The organism is Isoptericola sp. NPDC058082, assembly GCF_042885055.1.
GTDB lineage: Bacteria > Actinomycetota > Actinomycetes > Actinomycetales > Cellulomonadaceae > Isoptericola.
This window is the reverse complement of record NZ_JBHVSQ010000020.1, coordinates 29,431-42,891: the sequence shown is the minus strand read 5'-3', so window position 1 is coordinate 42,891 and position 13,461 is coordinate 29,431. Positions and strand designations below refer to the sequence as shown.

The following is a 13,461-nucleotide window of genomic DNA, read 5'->3' as shown; positions in this document are numbered from 1 at the left end:
GCGTGGGTCATGGAGTGGTTGCCGATCGTCGCCGTCGTCGTCACCGGGCTGCTGGTCGGCGTGGAGGCGTCCGTCGTGTTCGTCATGAACCCGATCTTCGACGGCCTGCCCGACGACGCCGCGGTCCTCGACCGCGCGCACGGCGGCCGGATGCTCGGGCGCCTCATGCCGTTCTGGTACATCGGCGCGACGCTGCTCATCGCCGGCACCGTGGTGGTCGTCCCCCAGGCCGCGGCGCTCGCCTCGACCTCGGTGGCCCTGATGCTCGTCAGCGTCGTGATGTCCGTCGCGCTGCTCGTACCGATCAACAACCGCTCGAAGACGTGGACGCCCGACACGCTCCCCGCGGACTGGCGCGAGCAGACGGACCGGTGGAACCGCCTCCACCTCGTGCGCGTCGCCGTCATCGTCGCAGCGTTCGTCCTCGTGACCGCGGCCGCCGTCCGCTGAGCTGCCACGGCTCCGGCACGCTCGATTCATGGTGCGGTCCGGGCGGTCAGGCCTCCAGGAGCACCGCCGACCCCTGGCCGCCGCCGCCGCACAGCGCGGCGGCGCCCACGGACCCCGGCCCGAGCAGCTCCAGCCGCCGCGCGAGGTGCCCGACGACGCGGGCCCCGGACGCCCCGATGGGGTGCCCCAGTGCGATCGCGCCGCCGTGCGCGTTCACCAGCTCCGGGTCCAGCCCCAGCAGGTCGACCGACGCGAGCACGACCGCGGCGAACGCCTCGTTGATCTCGACGGCGCCGAGGTCGCGCGGCGCGACGCCCGCCCGCTCGCAGGCGGCCGTGATCGCGTTCGCCGGCTGCGCGTGCAGGCCGACGTCCGGCCCCGCGACCAGCGCGTGGGAGCGCACGCGCACCCCGGTCAGTCCCCGGGCCTCCGCGACGTCGTCCGCCACGAGCACCAGGGCCGCCGCGCCGTCGGAGATCTGCGACGCGTTGCCCGCCGTGATCGTGCCGTCCTCGCGGAACGCCGGCCGCAGCCGCGCGAGGCCGTCGAGCGTCGAGTCCGGGCGCACGCCGTCGTCGGCCTCGACGCGGACCGTGCCGCGCCGGCCGGGCACGTCGTAGGGCGCGATCTCCTCGGCGAGCAGCTCCGCCGCCTTGGCGGCCCGCGTGTGCGACGCGACGGCCAGCGCGTCCTGCGCCTCGCGCGTGTTCCAGGCCGCGGCGGCCATCGCCTCGCCGTGCCGCTCGGTGCTCAGCCCCATCGAGTCGTGCTCGAACGCGTCGGTCAGCCCGTCGTGCGCCATCGTGTCGATCAGCTCCACGGGGCCGAACTTCTGCCCCGCGCGCGAGCCCACCCAGGCGTGCGGCGCGAGCGTCATCGACTCCATCCCGACCACCGCGACGATCCGCGCCTCCCCGCCCGAGATGAGGCGGTGCGCCTGCACCACCGCCTCCGCCCCGGACAGGCAGACCGCGTTGAGCGTCACTGCCGGCACCGTCATCGGCACCCCCGCGCCGACGGCCGCCTGGCGGGCCGGGTTCTGCCCGGCGCCGCCCTGCAGCACCTGCCCGCCGACGACGACGTCCACCTCCCCCGGCCCCACGCCGGCCGCCGCGAGCGCCGCCGCCAGCGCGTGCGCGCCCAGCGTCGTCGCCGGCACGGCCGCGAACGCCCCGTTCGCGCGCACGAACGGCGTCCGCCGGTACCCCGCGATCACGGTCATCGTCGTCCCTCCTCCGCCACGGCCGGCGAGCCGTCGCCCGTCCCGGCCTCGTCCTCCAGCTCCACGACCAGCTCCGCCTCCGTCGCCTCGCGCACCTCGTCGACCGTGACGCCCGGCGCCAGCCGGCGCAGCACGAACGCGGCCTCCAGGCCGTGGTCGGCGACGTCGAGCACGGCGCGGTCGGTGACGATCCGGTCGACGACGCCCTCCCCGGTCAGCGGCAGGGTGCACCGGCGGCGCAGCTTGGGCGAACCGTCGCGGGCGACGTGGTCCATGAGCGCGACGATGCGCCGCGCCCCGACCACGAGGTCCATCGCGCCGCCCATGCCCTTGACGAGCTTGCCCGGCACGGTCCAGCTCGCCAGGTCGCCCGTCGCGGACACCTGCAGCGCACCCAGGATGGCGATGTCGATGTGGCCGCCGCGGATCATCGCGAACGAGTCGGCCGCGTCGAAGAAGCTCGCGCCCGGCACGGCGGTGACCGTCTGCTTGCCCGCGTTGATCAGGTCGGCGTCCTCGGTGCCCTCGACGGGGAACGGGCCGATGCCGAGGAGGCCGTTCTCGCTCTGCAGCGTGATGCCGACCCCCGGCGGCAGGTGGTTCGCCACGAGCGTCGGGATGCCGATGCCGAGGTTGACGTAGTCACCGTCGCGCAGCTCCGCCGCCGCGACGGCGGCCATCTCGTCGCGCGTCCAGGTCATGCCGCACCTCCCTGCTCGACGGGCTCGACAGGCTCGACGGGGTCGGCGGCCTCGCCCCGCGGGCGCACCGTGCGCTGCTCGATGTCCTTGACCCGCTCGCGCGCCAGCACGAGGCGGTGCGTGTAGATGCCCGGCGTCACGACGACGTCCGGGTCGATCGGCTCGTCGGTGATCTCCTCCGCCTCGACCACCGTCACGCGCCCGGCCGTCGCGATCACCGGGTTGAAGTTGCGCGCCGTGTACCGGTAGACGAGGTTGCCGAACCGGTCCGCGCGCCGCGCGTGCACCAGCGACAGGTCGGCCACGATCGCCCGCTCCAGCACGTACCGGCGGCCGTCGATCTCGTCCACGGGCTTGCCCTCGGCGACGGGCGTGCCGACCCCGGTGGGCGTGTAGAAGGCGGGGATGCCGGCACCGCCCGCCCGCAGCCGCTCGGCGAGCGTGCCCTGCGGCACGAACTCGACCTCGAGCGCGCCGTCCAGGTACTGCTGCGCGAACAGCTTGTTCTCCCCCACGTACGACGACAGCACGCGCCGCACCTGGTCGTTCTCCAGCAGGATGCCGAGCCCCTTGCCGTCCACGCCCATGTTGTTGGACACGACCGTCAGGTCCTTGACCCCGGAGTCGCGCACCGCCTCGATGAGGTCGGTCGGGTTGCCGCTCAGGCCGAACCCGCCGACGGCGATCGTCATGCCGTCGCGCAGCAGGCCGTCCAGCGCGGCCACGGCGCTGGGCTGCCGCCGGTCCACCGTCCTCGACACGGTCCTGGTCATCGTCGTCCCCCGTTCTCCTCGACCGTACGTCCGACGGCGGGGCCGTCGGGAGTGTCTTCCACGCCCTGCTCCGCCCGCTCGGACCGGCGCAGCACCGCCTCGGCGTGCCGCAGCAGCGGCGCGTCGACCATCTGGCCGCCCACGGTGAGCACGCCGGCGTCCGCCGAGCGGCCGGCGGGCAGGTCCGCGAGCGCTTCCGCCCGGCCGGACGCCGCGGCGAGGACCTCGCGCGCCCGCTCCACCTCGGCCTCGGACGGCGCGAACGCGGCGCGCACGACGGCGACGTGGCTCGGGTGCACGCACAGCGACGCGACGAAACCGCTGGCCGCGGCGTCGAGCGCCTCAGCACGCAGACCGGCGAGGTCGTCGAGCTCCAGGTGCACGGCGTCGATCGCCGCCTTGCCCGCCGCGCCGGCCGCGAGCAGCACCGCCGACCGGGCGTGCCGCGCGACCTCGCGGTAGCGGCCGTCGTCGAACCGGCTGGACGTGCCGTGCAGCGACGCCACCAGGTCCTCGGCGCCCCACGCGAGCGCGACGACATCCGGCCGGGCGGCCAGCGCGGGCGCGGCGAGCACGCCCGCGGCCGTCTCGCACAGCGCGACGACGGCGTACGGGCCACCGTCCGGCGCGAGCAGGGGCCCGACGAACCGGCCGTCCGCCTTCGGCAGCATCACCGTGCGGTACGGCGTGCGCGCGAGCGCGGCGAGGTCGGCGTCGTGCTCCGGGGTGCCGACCGCGTTGACCCGCACGATCACGCGTTCCGGGTCGAGCACCGTGTCGACGAGCGCGGCGCGGGCCGCGTCCTTGCGCCCGGGCGCGACGGCGTCCTCCAGGTCGAGGATCGCCGCGTCGGCGCGGTCCAGGGCCTTGGCGAACCGGTCGGGCCGGTCGGCCGGGCAGAACAGCAGCGCCGGGCCGAGCGCGAACGGGACGGGGTTCACAGCACGCCCCCGCCGTGCTCGCTCGCGTTCTTGTGCTCGTGCTCCTCGTGGCCCTCGCGCGTCCACATCAGCATGGTCCGCCCCGCCTGGGCCACGACCTCGCCGTCCTGGTTGCGGCCCACGTGCTGCACGGTCACGACGCCCGTGCCGGGGCGCGAGCGCGACAGCCGCCGGTCGACGACCGTCGTCTCCCCGTACAGCGTGTCGCCGTGGAACATCGGGTGCGGGAACGCCACCTCCGTGAAGCCGAGGTTCGCCACGAGCGTCCCGCGCGTCAGGTGCGCCACCGACAGGCCCACCAGCGTGGCCAGCGTGAGCATCGAGTTCACCAGCGGACGGCCGAACGGCTGGGTCGCCGCCCACGCCGCGTCCAGGTGCAGACCCTGCGGGTTCATCGTGACGGACGTGAACAGCACGTCGTCCGCCTCCGTCATCGTGCGACCCGGCCGGTGCACGTACCGCACGTCCGGCTCCAGCTCGTCGTAGTACAGCCCGCGCTGCACCTCGTCACGCATGACGTGCTCCTTCCTCCCTGCCGACCAGGCGGTTCTGCACCTTCTGAGCCGTCAGAACGTGCGGAACCACCTGTTCGACGCCGGACCTGCTCACGACGCCAGCCCCAGGTCGCGGGCGATGATCATGAGCTGCACCTCCGTGGTGCCCTCGCCCACCTCGAGCACCTTGGAGTCCCGGTAGTGCCGGGCCACCGGGTTCTCGTTGAGGAAGCCGTAGCCGCCGAAGATCTGCGCGGCGTCGCGGGCGTTGGCCATCGCGGCCTCGCCGCCCACCAGCTTCGCCACCGAGGCCTCCGCCTTGAACGGCTTGCCGTGCACCTGCTTGAGCGCGGCGTCCAGCCAGCACAGCCGCGCCGAGTGCACGCGCGCCTGCATGCGCGCCAGCGTGAACGCGATGTGCTGGTTGCCGCCGATGGCGTGGCCGAAGACCTCCCGCTCCTTGGCGTAGCGCAGCGCCTCCTCGAGACAGCCCTGCGCGGCGCCCGTCGCGAGGGCGGCGAAGGCGATCCGGCCCTCGTCGAGCGCGCGCAAGAAGTTCGCGTACCCGCGGCCCTGCTCGCCCAGCAGGTGGCCGGCCGGGACGCGGACGCCGTCGAGCGTCAGCGGGTGGGTGTCCGACGTGTGCCAGCCGACCTTGTCGTAGCTCGGTCCCACGGTGAGGCCCGCCGTGCCCGCGGGGACGAGGAACGACGAGAGCTCGGGATGGGTCGCGCCGTCCGCGCCGGTGCGCGTGCCGGTCACCGCGGTGACCGTGATGACGCTGGTGATCGACGTGCCGGAGTTGGTGATGAACTGCTTGGAGCCGTCGATCACCCACTCGCCGGTGCTCTCGTCCCGGCGCGCGGTGGTGCGCGTGGCGCCGGCGTCCGACCCGGCCCCCGCCTCCGTGAGGCCGAAGGCCGCGAGCGCGCGACCGCTCACCAGGTCGGGCAGCCAGCGCTGCTTCTGCTCGTCGGTGCCGTGCCGGAAGATCGGCATGATCCCCAGCCCGACGCCCGCCTCGAGCGTCACGGCGATCGACTGGTCCACCCGCGCCAGCGCCTCGACCGCGAGGCACAGCGACACGTAGTCCTTGCCCTGCCCGCCGACGTCCACCGGGAACGGCAGCCCGAACAGCCCCAGCTCGCCCATCTGCTCGATGATCTCGACCGGCAGGCGCCGCTCGGTGTCGTACGTGTAGGCGGCGGGGGCCACCACCTGGTCCGCGAACTCGCGCACCACGGCGCTGAGCTTCCGCTGCTCGTCGGTGAGCACGGTGGACTGGGTCTCGCTGATCATGACGCTCCTCGGGTGGCTGGGTCTGCCGGCGTGTGTGCTGCCGCCACGGCGGGGTCTGCCGGCGCGGGAGCGTGGTCTTCGGGGGTGTCGACGGGTGGGCCGACGGGGGTGTCGACGATGGCGACCACCTGGTCCAGGCGCACCTGGTCGCCGGCGCGCACGTCGAGGCGGACGACGCCGGCGACGGGCGCGAGCAGCGGGTGCTCCATCTTCATCGCCTCGACCACGACGACGGGCTGGCCGGCGGCGACGACGTCGCCGTCCGCGACCGGCACGGCGGACACCGTGCCGGGCATCGCCACGCGCACCACGGCACGGGTGGGGCCGTCCGCCGCACCGTCGTCGCCGAGCGCGCGCTCCTCGCGTCGCCGTGCGGCCAGCGCGGCGCGGTCGAGCACGGTGAACGACGCCGTCCGCCCGTCCCCGTGCACCCACACCACCGCGGGCGCCGCGGTGAGCGGGGTCGTGGCGCCGTCGGCCGGCGTGTCGTGGGCCGTTCGTCCGCTCACGGCGCCGACCTGGCTCCTGGTGGAGCCGTCCACGGTGAGCAGGTGGCGGCCGTCGGCGAGCGGGCGCAGGCACGCACGCACCGGCTCGCCCTCGTCGAGGGTGACGACGGCGTCCTCGGGCCTCCCGGTGAGGGCGACGGCGTGCTCCGCGCCCGCCGCGTCGACGAGCACCGCGCGGCGCGGCGCCGGCGAGCCGTTGAGCCGCCAGCCGTCGACGGCGGCCCAGGGCCCGGACGCGCCCGCCGTGCTCGGGGCCACGGCGAGCAGCGCCGCCGCGACCAGCGCGCCGTCGGACGCCCGGTCCGCCCCGGCGGGCTTCGAGTCCGGCATCGCGCGGACGAGTCGGTCGATGAGGCCGGTGTCGAGCCGGCCGGCGCGCACGTCGTCGTCGGCGAGCAGGTCGCGCAGGAAGCCGGCGTTGGTCTCGACGCCCAGCACGACGACGTCGGCCAGCAGGCCGTCGAGCCGCGTGATCGCCTCGGCCCGCGTGGGCGCCCAGGCCACGGCCTTGGCGAGCATCGGGTCGTAGTCGCCGGTCACCTCGGCGCCCGGCACCAGCCCGCTGTCGAGACGCAGCGGCGTCGCCCCGGGGCCGGCGGGCACGCCGGCGTCGTCGTACCGGAGCACGTGCCCGGCGGCGGGGAGGAACCCGCGCGCGGGCTGCTCCGCGTACAGGCGTGCCTCGACGGCGTGCCCGTCCAGCCGGACGTCCTCCTGCCGGAGGCCGAGCAGCTCCCCGGCCGCGACGCGCAGCTGCTGCTCCACGAGGTCCAGGCCGGTGACCATCTCGGTCACGGGGTGCTCCACCTGCAGGCGGGTGTTCATCTCGATGAACCAGAACGTGCCGGGGTCGTCGCCGGGCGCCAGGAACTCCACGGTCCCCGCGCCCACGTAGCCCACCGACCGCGCCACCGCGCACGCGGCCTCCCCGAGCCGGGCCCGGGTCGCGTCGTCGACGACGGGCGACGGCGCCTCCTCCACCACCTTCTGGTGGCGGCGCTGCAGGGTGCACTCGCGCTCGCCCAGGTGCACGACGGCGCCGTGCGTGTCGGCCAGCACCTGCACCTCGATGTGCCGCGGCCGCTCGACGAGCCGTTCCAGGAGCAGCCCGTCGTCGCCGAACGACGCGGCGGCCACGCGACGGGCCGAGGCCAGCGCGCCGGGCAGCTCGTCCCCCGCGCGCACGACCTCCATGCCCTTGCCGCCGCCGCCCGCGACCGGCTTGACCAGCAGCGGGAAGCCGACGTCGCCGGACGCGGCGACCAGGGCCGCGTCGTCCAGACCGTCGTCGAGCGTGCCGGGCAGCACGGGGACGTCGTGGGACGCGACGAGCCGCTTGGCCGCGGCCTTGTCCGCCATGGTCTCCAGCGCCTCGACCGACGGCCCGACGAAGACGATGCCGGCGCGCTCGCACGCCCGCGCCAGGGCGGGGTTCTCGGACAGGAAGCCGTAGCCGGGGTGGATCGCGTCGGCGCCGGTCGCGACTGCCGCCGCCACGACCGCCTCGACGTCGAGGTAGCTCTGCGGGGCGGGCGCCGGGCCGAGGCGGACGGCCAGGTCGGCCTCCCGCACGTGCCGGGCGTCCGCGTCGGCGTCGGAGTACACGGCCACGGAACGGATCCCCAGCCGGCGCAGCGTGCCGATGACGCGGCACGCGATCTCGCCGCGGTTCGCGACGAGCACGGTGCGAAGCTCCCGGGTACCCATCCCGCTCACATCCGGAAGAGCCCGAAGCGGGGCTCGGTCGGGTCGGGTGCGGGCAGCGGCGTGCGGGCGCAGACGCCCAGCGCCAGGCCGAGCACACGACGGGTGTCGGGCGGGTCCACGATGCCGTCGTCCCACAGGCGCGACGTGGCGTGGTACGGGTCGCCGGCCACCTCGTAGCCGTCGCGGATCTGGGCGCGGAAGGACTCCTCCTCGCCCGCGTCCCACTCCTCGCCGCGGCGCGCGAGCTGGTCGCGCTTCACGGTGGCGAGCACCGACGACGCCTGCGCCCCGCCCATGACGGAGATCCGGGACCCGGGCCACGACCACAGGAACCGGGGCGAGTACGCCCGCCCGCACATGGCGTAGTTCCCCGCGCCGAACGAGCCCCCGACGATGACGGTGAGCTTCGGCACGCGGGTCGTCGCGACGGCCGTCACCATCTTGGCGCCGTCCTTCGCGATGCCGCCCGCCTCGGCGTCGCGGCCCACCATGAAGCCCGAGATGTTCTGCAGGAACAGCAGCGGGATGCCGCGCTGGTCGCACAGCTCGACGAAGTGCGCCCCCTTGAGCGCCGACTCGCGGAACAGCACGCCCGCGTTGGCCAGCACCCCGACCGGGTGGCCGTGGATGCGCGCGAACCCCGTGACGAGCGTCGTGCCGTACTCCGGCTTGAACTCGTGCAGCTCGCTGCCGTCGACGATCCGGGCGATCACCTCGCGCGGGTCGTAGGGCTGCTGCACGTCCACGGGGACCGCGGCGTACAAGCCCTGGGGGTCGACGACGGGCTCGCGGGAGGGCGCGACGTCCCACGCGGGCTCCGGGTCCGGCGGCAGCGTGCCGACGATGTCGCGGACCAGGTCGAGCGCGTGCTCGTCGTCCTCGGCGAGATGGTCGACGACGCCGGAGCGCCGCGCGTGCAGCTCCCCGCCGCCCAGCTCCTCGGCGCTGACGTCCTCGCCGATCGCGGCCTTCACCAGCGGCGGCCCGCCGAGGAAGATCGTGCCCTGGTTCCGCACGATGACGGTCTCGTCGCTCATCGCGGGCACGTACGCACCGCCCGCCGTGCAGGAGCCGAGGACCGCGGAGATCTGCGGGATCCGTGCCGCCGACAGCTTCGCCTGGTGGAAGAAGATCCGGCCGAAGTGGTCGCGGTCGGGGAACACCTCGTCCTGCCGCGGCAGGAACGCGCCCCCCGAGTCCACGAGGTACACGCAGGGCAGCCGGTTCTCCAGGGCGATCTCCTGGGCCCGCAGGTGCTTCTTCACGGTGAGCGGGTGGTAGGTGCCGCCCTTGACGGTCGCGTCGTTGCAGACCACCATCACCTGCCGCCCGCTCACCAGCCCGATGCCGGCGATGACGCCCGCCCCGGGCCACTCACCGGCCTCGCCCGGGCCGGCGTCGACCCCGAAGGCCGCCAGGGGCGCCACCTCGAGGAACGGGCTGCCCTCGTCGAGCAGCCGGGCCACGCGGTCGCGGGGCAGCAGCTTGCCGCGCGACGTGTGCTGGTCGCGGGCCCGCCGGGTGCCGCCCTCGGCGGCGACGGCGGTGCGCTCGCGGAGGCGGTCCGCGAGCGCCCGCTGGGCTTCGTCGTTGGCGCGGGCGGCGTCGGCGCGGGGGTCGACGGCGGAGTCGAGGACGGTCACGGGGCCTCGCTCTCGTCGGTCGTCCCGGTCGCGGGCTCGCCGCCGAGCAGGAGGACGAGCGCCGGGTCGGCGAGCACCGCCCCGAGCTCGGCGAGGAAGCGGGCGCCCTGCTCGCCGTCGACCACGCGGTGGTCGAACGTGAGGCTGAGCGTGGTCACCTGGCGCAGCGCCACCTCGCCGTCGTGCTCCCACGGGCGGCGGGCCACCTGGCCGAGGGCGAGGATGGCGGGCTCGCCCGGGTTGAGGATCGGCGTGCCCGCGTCGACGCCGAAGACGCCGACGTTGGTGATCGTCAGCGTGCCGCTCACGAGCCGCTCGGGCGTGGTGCGGCCCGCCCGCGCCGTCGTCGTGAGGTCGGTGAGCGCGGCGGCCAGCCCGGTGAGGGACAGCGTGTCCGCGGCAGGGACGTGCGGCACGACCAGCCCGCGGTCGGTCGCGACCGCGATGCCGAGGTTCACGTGCGCGGGCCGCACGATCTCCGCCTCGCCGCCCGGCAGGTCCGCCCACCGGCTGGTGAGCGCCGGGTGGTTCGGCAGCAGCGCCAGGACGGCGCGCGCCACCAGCGCGAGCACCGTGATCCGCTGCCCGCCGGCCATCGGGTGCGACTTGAGGCGGGCCAGCAGCTCCATGCTCGCCGTGACGTCCACGGTGAGGAACACCGACGCCTGCGGCGCCGCCGCGCTCGCGACCATCGCCGCCGCCGTGCGCCTTCGCACGCCGCGCACGGGGGTGCGGGACTCGCCGCCCGCCGCGCGCGCCGTCGCCGCCGGTGCCTCGACCTCCGCCGCGCCCGACGACGCCGACTCGACGTCGTCGCGCGTGATGCGCCCGTGCGGGCCGGTACCCGTGATCGTGGCGAGGTCGATCCCGCGCTGCCGCGCCAGCGCCCGCACGACGGGCGTCGAGCGCGGCCGCTCCATGTGCCCGTCCGGCGACGAGACGGACGAGACGCCGTTCGTGGCGAGGGCGGGTGCCGCCGGCACGTCCCTCCGCCGGCGTCGCGCCGGGCGTCCCGTGCGCGCGGGCCGCGCGCCGTACCCGACGAGGTTCGGCTCGGGCCCGTCCTCCCCCGCCGGACCCACGGAGCTGTCAGGGCCAGGCGCGGGTTCTGGTGCACCTGGTCCGGACAGGTCGAAGGTGACCAGCGGCTCGCCGACCTCGACGGTCTGGCCCTCCTCGGCGTGCAGCACCCGCACGACGCCGGCGCACGGCGAGGGCAGCTCGACCAGCGCCTTGGCGGTCTCCACCTCCGCGATCACCTGGTTGAGCTCGACGGCGTCGCCCACGGCCACGCGCCACTCGACGACCTCGGACTCCGTCAGCCCCTCGCCCAGGTCGGGCAGCTTGAACTCGCGGGTCGCCATCACGCTCCCACCTCCACGCCGGCACCCGACGCCGGCACCCGGCCGAGCGCGCGGTCGATCCCCACGAGCACGCGGTCGAGGTCCGGCACCTGGTTGGCCTCGAGCTTCGCGGGCGGGTACGGGATGTCGTACCCGGTGACGCGCACGGGCGGCGCCTCGAGGAAGTCGAAGCACCGCTCGGTGACCGACGTCGCGATCTCCGCGCCGACGCCCGCCTGCCGCGGGCCCTCGTGCAGCACGACGAGCCGACCGGTGCGCCGCACGGACGCCGCGATCGTCTCGTGGTCGACCGGGGACAGCGAGCGCAGGTCGATCACCTCGACCGAGACGCCTTCGTCGGACGCCGCGGTCGCGGCGTCGAGCGCGGTCGCGACGTGCGAGCCGAACGTCACGAGCGTGACGTCGTCGCCCGGCCGGACCACCCGCGCGGCGCCCATCGGGGGTGCGTCGTCGAGCGGCAGGTCCGCGTCCACCTCGCCCTTGACGTGGTAGAGCCGCTTGGGCTCGAAGAAGACGACCGGGTCGTCGCAGGCGACGGCCTGGCGCAGCACGGTCGACGCGTCCTGCGGGTTCGACACCGACACGACGCGAAGCCCGGCCGTGTGCACGAAGTACGCCTCCGGCGACTCCGAGTGGTGCTCGGCCGCGCCGATGCCGCCCGCCACCGGGATGCGGATCGTCACCGGGAGCGTGACCTTGCCGTTGGTGCGGGCGTGCATCTTGGCGAGCTGGCTGACGATCTGGTCGAACGCCACGTAGACGAACCCGTCGAACTGGATCTCCACGACCGGCCGGTAGCCGCGGTACGCCAGCCCGACGGCGGTGCCGAGGATGCCGGACTCCGCCAGCGGCGTGTCCACCACGCGCCGCGGCCCGAACTCCGCCTGCAGGCCGTCGGTCACGCGGTACACACCGCCGAGGCGGCCGATGTCCTCGCCGAGCACCATGACGGTCGGGTCGTCGGTCATCGCGCGGCGCAGCCCGGCGCCGAGCGCCTTGGCGAGGGTGAGCGTCTGGGCGGTCATCGGTCGGCCCCCTCGCCGCTCGTCGTCCCGGTGATCGTGCCGGTGGTCGTGTCGGCGAAGCCCGCCAGGTACGCCGCGTGCTCGGCGCGCTCGGCCGCCACCGTCGGGTGGGGCTCGGCGTACACGTGGTCGAAGACGCTCAGCGGCGGCGGGTCCGCCAGGGCGACGACGCCGGCCCGCAGCTCGGCGGCGACGGCGTCGGCCGCCGCGCGGACCCGCGCCTCGTCGCCGTCGTCGAGCAGGCCGCCCGCCCGCAGGTACGCGGCGAGCCGGGCGACGGGGTCGCGCTCGGCCCAGACGTCCAGCTCGGCCGGGTCGCGGTAGCGGGTGGGGTCGTCGGCGGTGGTGTGCGGTCCCATCCGGTAGGTGACGGCCTCGACGAACGTGGGGCCGCCGCCGGTGCGGGCGCGGTGCAGCGCCTCGCGCGTCACGGCGAGGACGGCGAGCACGTCGTTGCCGTCCACGCGTACGCCCGGGACGCCGAAGCCGTCGGCCCGGCGGACGAGCGGCACGCCCGACTGCAGCGACACCGGCTCGGAGATCGCCCACTGGTTGTTCTGGCAGAACAGGACCAGCGGCACCTGCCAGGTCGCCGCGAAGACGAACGCCTCGTTGACGTCGCCCTGGCTCATCGCGCCGTCGCCGACGTACGCCACGACGGCGGCCGTGCCGTCGCCGCCCACCTCCACGGCGCCGCGCTCGACGTCCGCCTGGATCCCCAGCGCGTAGCCCACACCGTGCAGGGCCTGCGCACCGATGATGACCTGCGGCGTCGCCATGTTCACCGCGTACGGGTCCCAGCCCGACGCCGTGATCCCGCGCCACACGCGCAGCAGGTCGACCGGCGCGACGCCGCGCTTGCGGGCCACCGCGTGCTCCCGGTAGCTGGAGAACACGAAGTCGTCGCCGCGCAGCGCCGTGGCGGAGCCCACCTGGGCCGCCTCCTGACCCTGCAGCGGCGGCCACAGCGCGAGTTCGCCCTGCCGCTGCAGCGCTGTCGCCTCGGCGTCGATGCGCCGCGCCACGACCATGTCCTCGTACAGCGCCAGCAGCGCCGACCGGGCCTCGTCCGTGCCCGCGTCGACGTCCGTCAGCCAGCGGTCGAGCGCCGGGTCCGGGTGTCGCACGCCCTTCTCGTCGAGCAGCCGGACCGTGCCGTCTGCATATGCCTCGTCCGTCGTACCGGACGCCGTCTCCGTCCGCGCTCCACCCGCTCGTGACAGGTCGTCGCGGGACGTCGAACCCATGGTGCTGGGCATCGTCGCCTCACCTCGTGTGTCGCCGGCCGCTCCGCGTCGAGCGCCGGATACCGCGAACGTAACGCCGCTCACAG

12 protein-coding genes are annotated in these 13,461 nt (G+C 75.3%); 1 reads left to right on the top strand and 11 read right to left on the bottom strand.

Features of this window, described 5'->3' with window-relative positions; translation table 11 throughout:
* The first annotated feature begins 9 nt into the window (after window positions 1–9).
* Window positions 10–450, top strand: coding sequence for an anthrone oxygenase family protein (locus tag ACFVS0_RS19455; protein ID WP_430588887.1), 441 nt, complete (start codon window positions 10–12; stop codon window positions 448–450).
* A gap of 46 nt (window positions 451–496) precedes the next feature.
* Here ACFVS0_RS19455 and ACFVS0_RS19450 read toward each other — a convergent pair whose 3' ends face one another.
* The 11 genes from ACFVS0_RS19450 to ACFVS0_RS19400 all read right to left on the bottom strand — a co-directional run bounded on the left by ACFVS0_RS19450 (window position 497) and on the right by ACFVS0_RS19400 (window position 13,387).
* Window positions 497–1,672, bottom strand: a complete 1,176-nt coding sequence (locus tag ACFVS0_RS19450; protein ID WP_430550658.1) for an acetyl-CoA C-acyltransferase — start codon at window positions 1,670–1,672, stop codon at window positions 497–499.
* Window positions 1,669–2,373 carry a 3-oxoacid CoA-transferase subunit B gene (locus ACFVS0_RS19445; RefSeq protein WP_430550659.1) on the bottom strand — a complete coding sequence of 235 codons (705 nt, stop codon included), beginning with the start codon at window positions 2,371–2,373 and terminating at the stop codon, window positions 1,669–1,671. Before ACFVS0_RS19445 ends, ACFVS0_RS19450 begins: the two co-directional genes overlap by 4 nt.
* Window positions 2,370–3,146: a CoA transferase subunit A gene (locus ACFVS0_RS19440; RefSeq protein ID WP_430588886.1), complete on the bottom strand. Its 777-nt coding sequence runs from the start codon at window positions 3,144–3,146 to the stop codon at window positions 2,370–2,372. The genes ACFVS0_RS19445 and ACFVS0_RS19440 overlap by 4 nt, the downstream gene beginning before the upstream one ends.
* Entirely contained in the window at window positions 3,143–4,087 is a 945-nt protein-coding gene (locus ACFVS0_RS19435; protein WP_430563210.1) for an HpcH/HpaI aldolase/citrate lyase family protein, read from the bottom strand. The genes ACFVS0_RS19440 and ACFVS0_RS19435 overlap by 4 nt, the downstream gene beginning before the upstream one ends.
* Window positions 4,084–4,602 (bottom strand): MaoC family dehydratase, encoded by a 519-nt coding sequence (locus tag ACFVS0_RS19430; RefSeq protein ID WP_430550662.1) that lies wholly within the window; start codon window positions 4,600–4,602, stop codon window positions 4,084–4,086. Before ACFVS0_RS19430 ends, ACFVS0_RS19435 begins: the two co-directional genes overlap by 4 nt.
* A gap of 90 nt (window positions 4,603–4,692) precedes the next feature.
* Window positions 4,693–5,880: an acyl-CoA dehydrogenase family protein gene (locus ACFVS0_RS19425; protein ID WP_430588885.1), complete on the bottom strand. Its 1,188-nt coding sequence runs from the start codon at window positions 5,878–5,880 to the stop codon at window positions 4,693–4,695.
* A complete protein-coding gene (locus ACFVS0_RS19420; protein WP_430588884.1) occupies window positions 5,877–8,096 on the bottom strand; it encodes an acetyl/propionyl/methylcrotonyl-CoA carboxylase subunit alpha in 2,220 nt (739 codons plus the stop codon). Before ACFVS0_RS19420 ends, ACFVS0_RS19425 begins: the two co-directional genes overlap by 4 nt.
* Before the next feature lie 5 nt (window positions 8,097–8,101).
* Window positions 8,102–9,739, bottom strand: a complete 1,638-nt coding sequence (locus tag ACFVS0_RS19415) for a carboxyl transferase domain-containing protein (RefSeq protein ID WP_430563208.1) — start codon at window positions 9,737–9,739, stop codon at window positions 8,102–8,104.
* Complete coding sequence (locus ACFVS0_RS19410; protein WP_430588902.1) at window positions 9,736–11,103, bottom strand: dihydrolipoamide acetyltransferase family protein; 1,368 nt, start codon at window positions 11,101–11,103, stop codon at window positions 9,736–9,738. Before ACFVS0_RS19410 ends, ACFVS0_RS19415 begins: the two co-directional genes overlap by 4 nt.
* Complete coding sequence (locus tag ACFVS0_RS19405; RefSeq protein ID WP_430588883.1) at window positions 11,103–12,128, bottom strand: alpha-ketoacid dehydrogenase subunit beta; 1,026 nt, start codon at window positions 12,126–12,128, stop codon at window positions 11,103–11,105. The genes ACFVS0_RS19410 and ACFVS0_RS19405 overlap by 1 nt, the downstream gene beginning before the upstream one ends.
* A complete protein-coding gene (locus ACFVS0_RS19400) occupies window positions 12,125–13,387 on the bottom strand; it encodes a thiamine pyrophosphate-dependent dehydrogenase E1 component subunit alpha (protein WP_430550668.1) in 1,263 nt (420 codons plus the stop codon). Before ACFVS0_RS19400 ends, ACFVS0_RS19405 begins: the two co-directional genes overlap by 4 nt.
* Window positions 13,388–13,461 lie beyond the last annotated feature (74 nt).

Coding starts and splice junctions, on each gene's coding strand:
- ACFVS0_RS19455 (WP_430588887.1), top strand. CDS start 10: ATGGAGTGGTTGCCGATCGTCGCCGTCGTCGTCACCGGGCTGCTGGTC.
- ACFVS0_RS19450 (WP_430550658.1), bottom strand. CDS start 1,672: ATGACCGTGATCGCGGGGTACCGGCGGACGCCGTTCGTGCGCGCGAAC.
- ACFVS0_RS19445 (WP_430550659.1), bottom strand. CDS start 2,373: ATGACCTGGACGCGCGACGAGATGGCCGCCGTCGCGGCGGCGGAGCTG.
- ACFVS0_RS19440 (WP_430588886.1), bottom strand. CDS start 3,146: ATGACCAGGACCGTGTCGAGGACGGTGGACCGGCGGCAGCCCAGCGCC.
- ACFVS0_RS19430 (WP_430550662.1), bottom strand. CDS start 4,602: ATGCGTGACGAGGTGCAGCGCGGGCTGTACTACGACGAGCTGGAGCCG.
- ACFVS0_RS19425 (WP_430588885.1), bottom strand. CDS start 5,880: ATGATCAGCGAGACCCAGTCCACCGTGCTCACCGACGAGCAGCGGAAG.
- ACFVS0_RS19420 (WP_430588884.1), bottom strand. CDS start 8,096: ATGGGTACCCGGGAGCTTCGCACCGTGCTCGTCGCGAACCGCGGCGAG.
- ACFVS0_RS19410 (WP_430588902.1), bottom strand. CDS start 11,103: ATGGCGACCCGCGAGTTCAAGCTGCCCGACCTGGGCGAGGGGCTGACG.
- ACFVS0_RS19405 (WP_430588883.1), bottom strand. CDS start 12,128: ATGACCGCCCAGACGCTCACCCTCGCCAAGGCGCTCGGCGCCGGGCTG.
- ACFVS0_RS19400 (WP_430550668.1), bottom strand. CDS start 13,387: ATGCCCAGCACCATGGGTTCGACGTCCCGCGACGACCTGTCACGAGCG.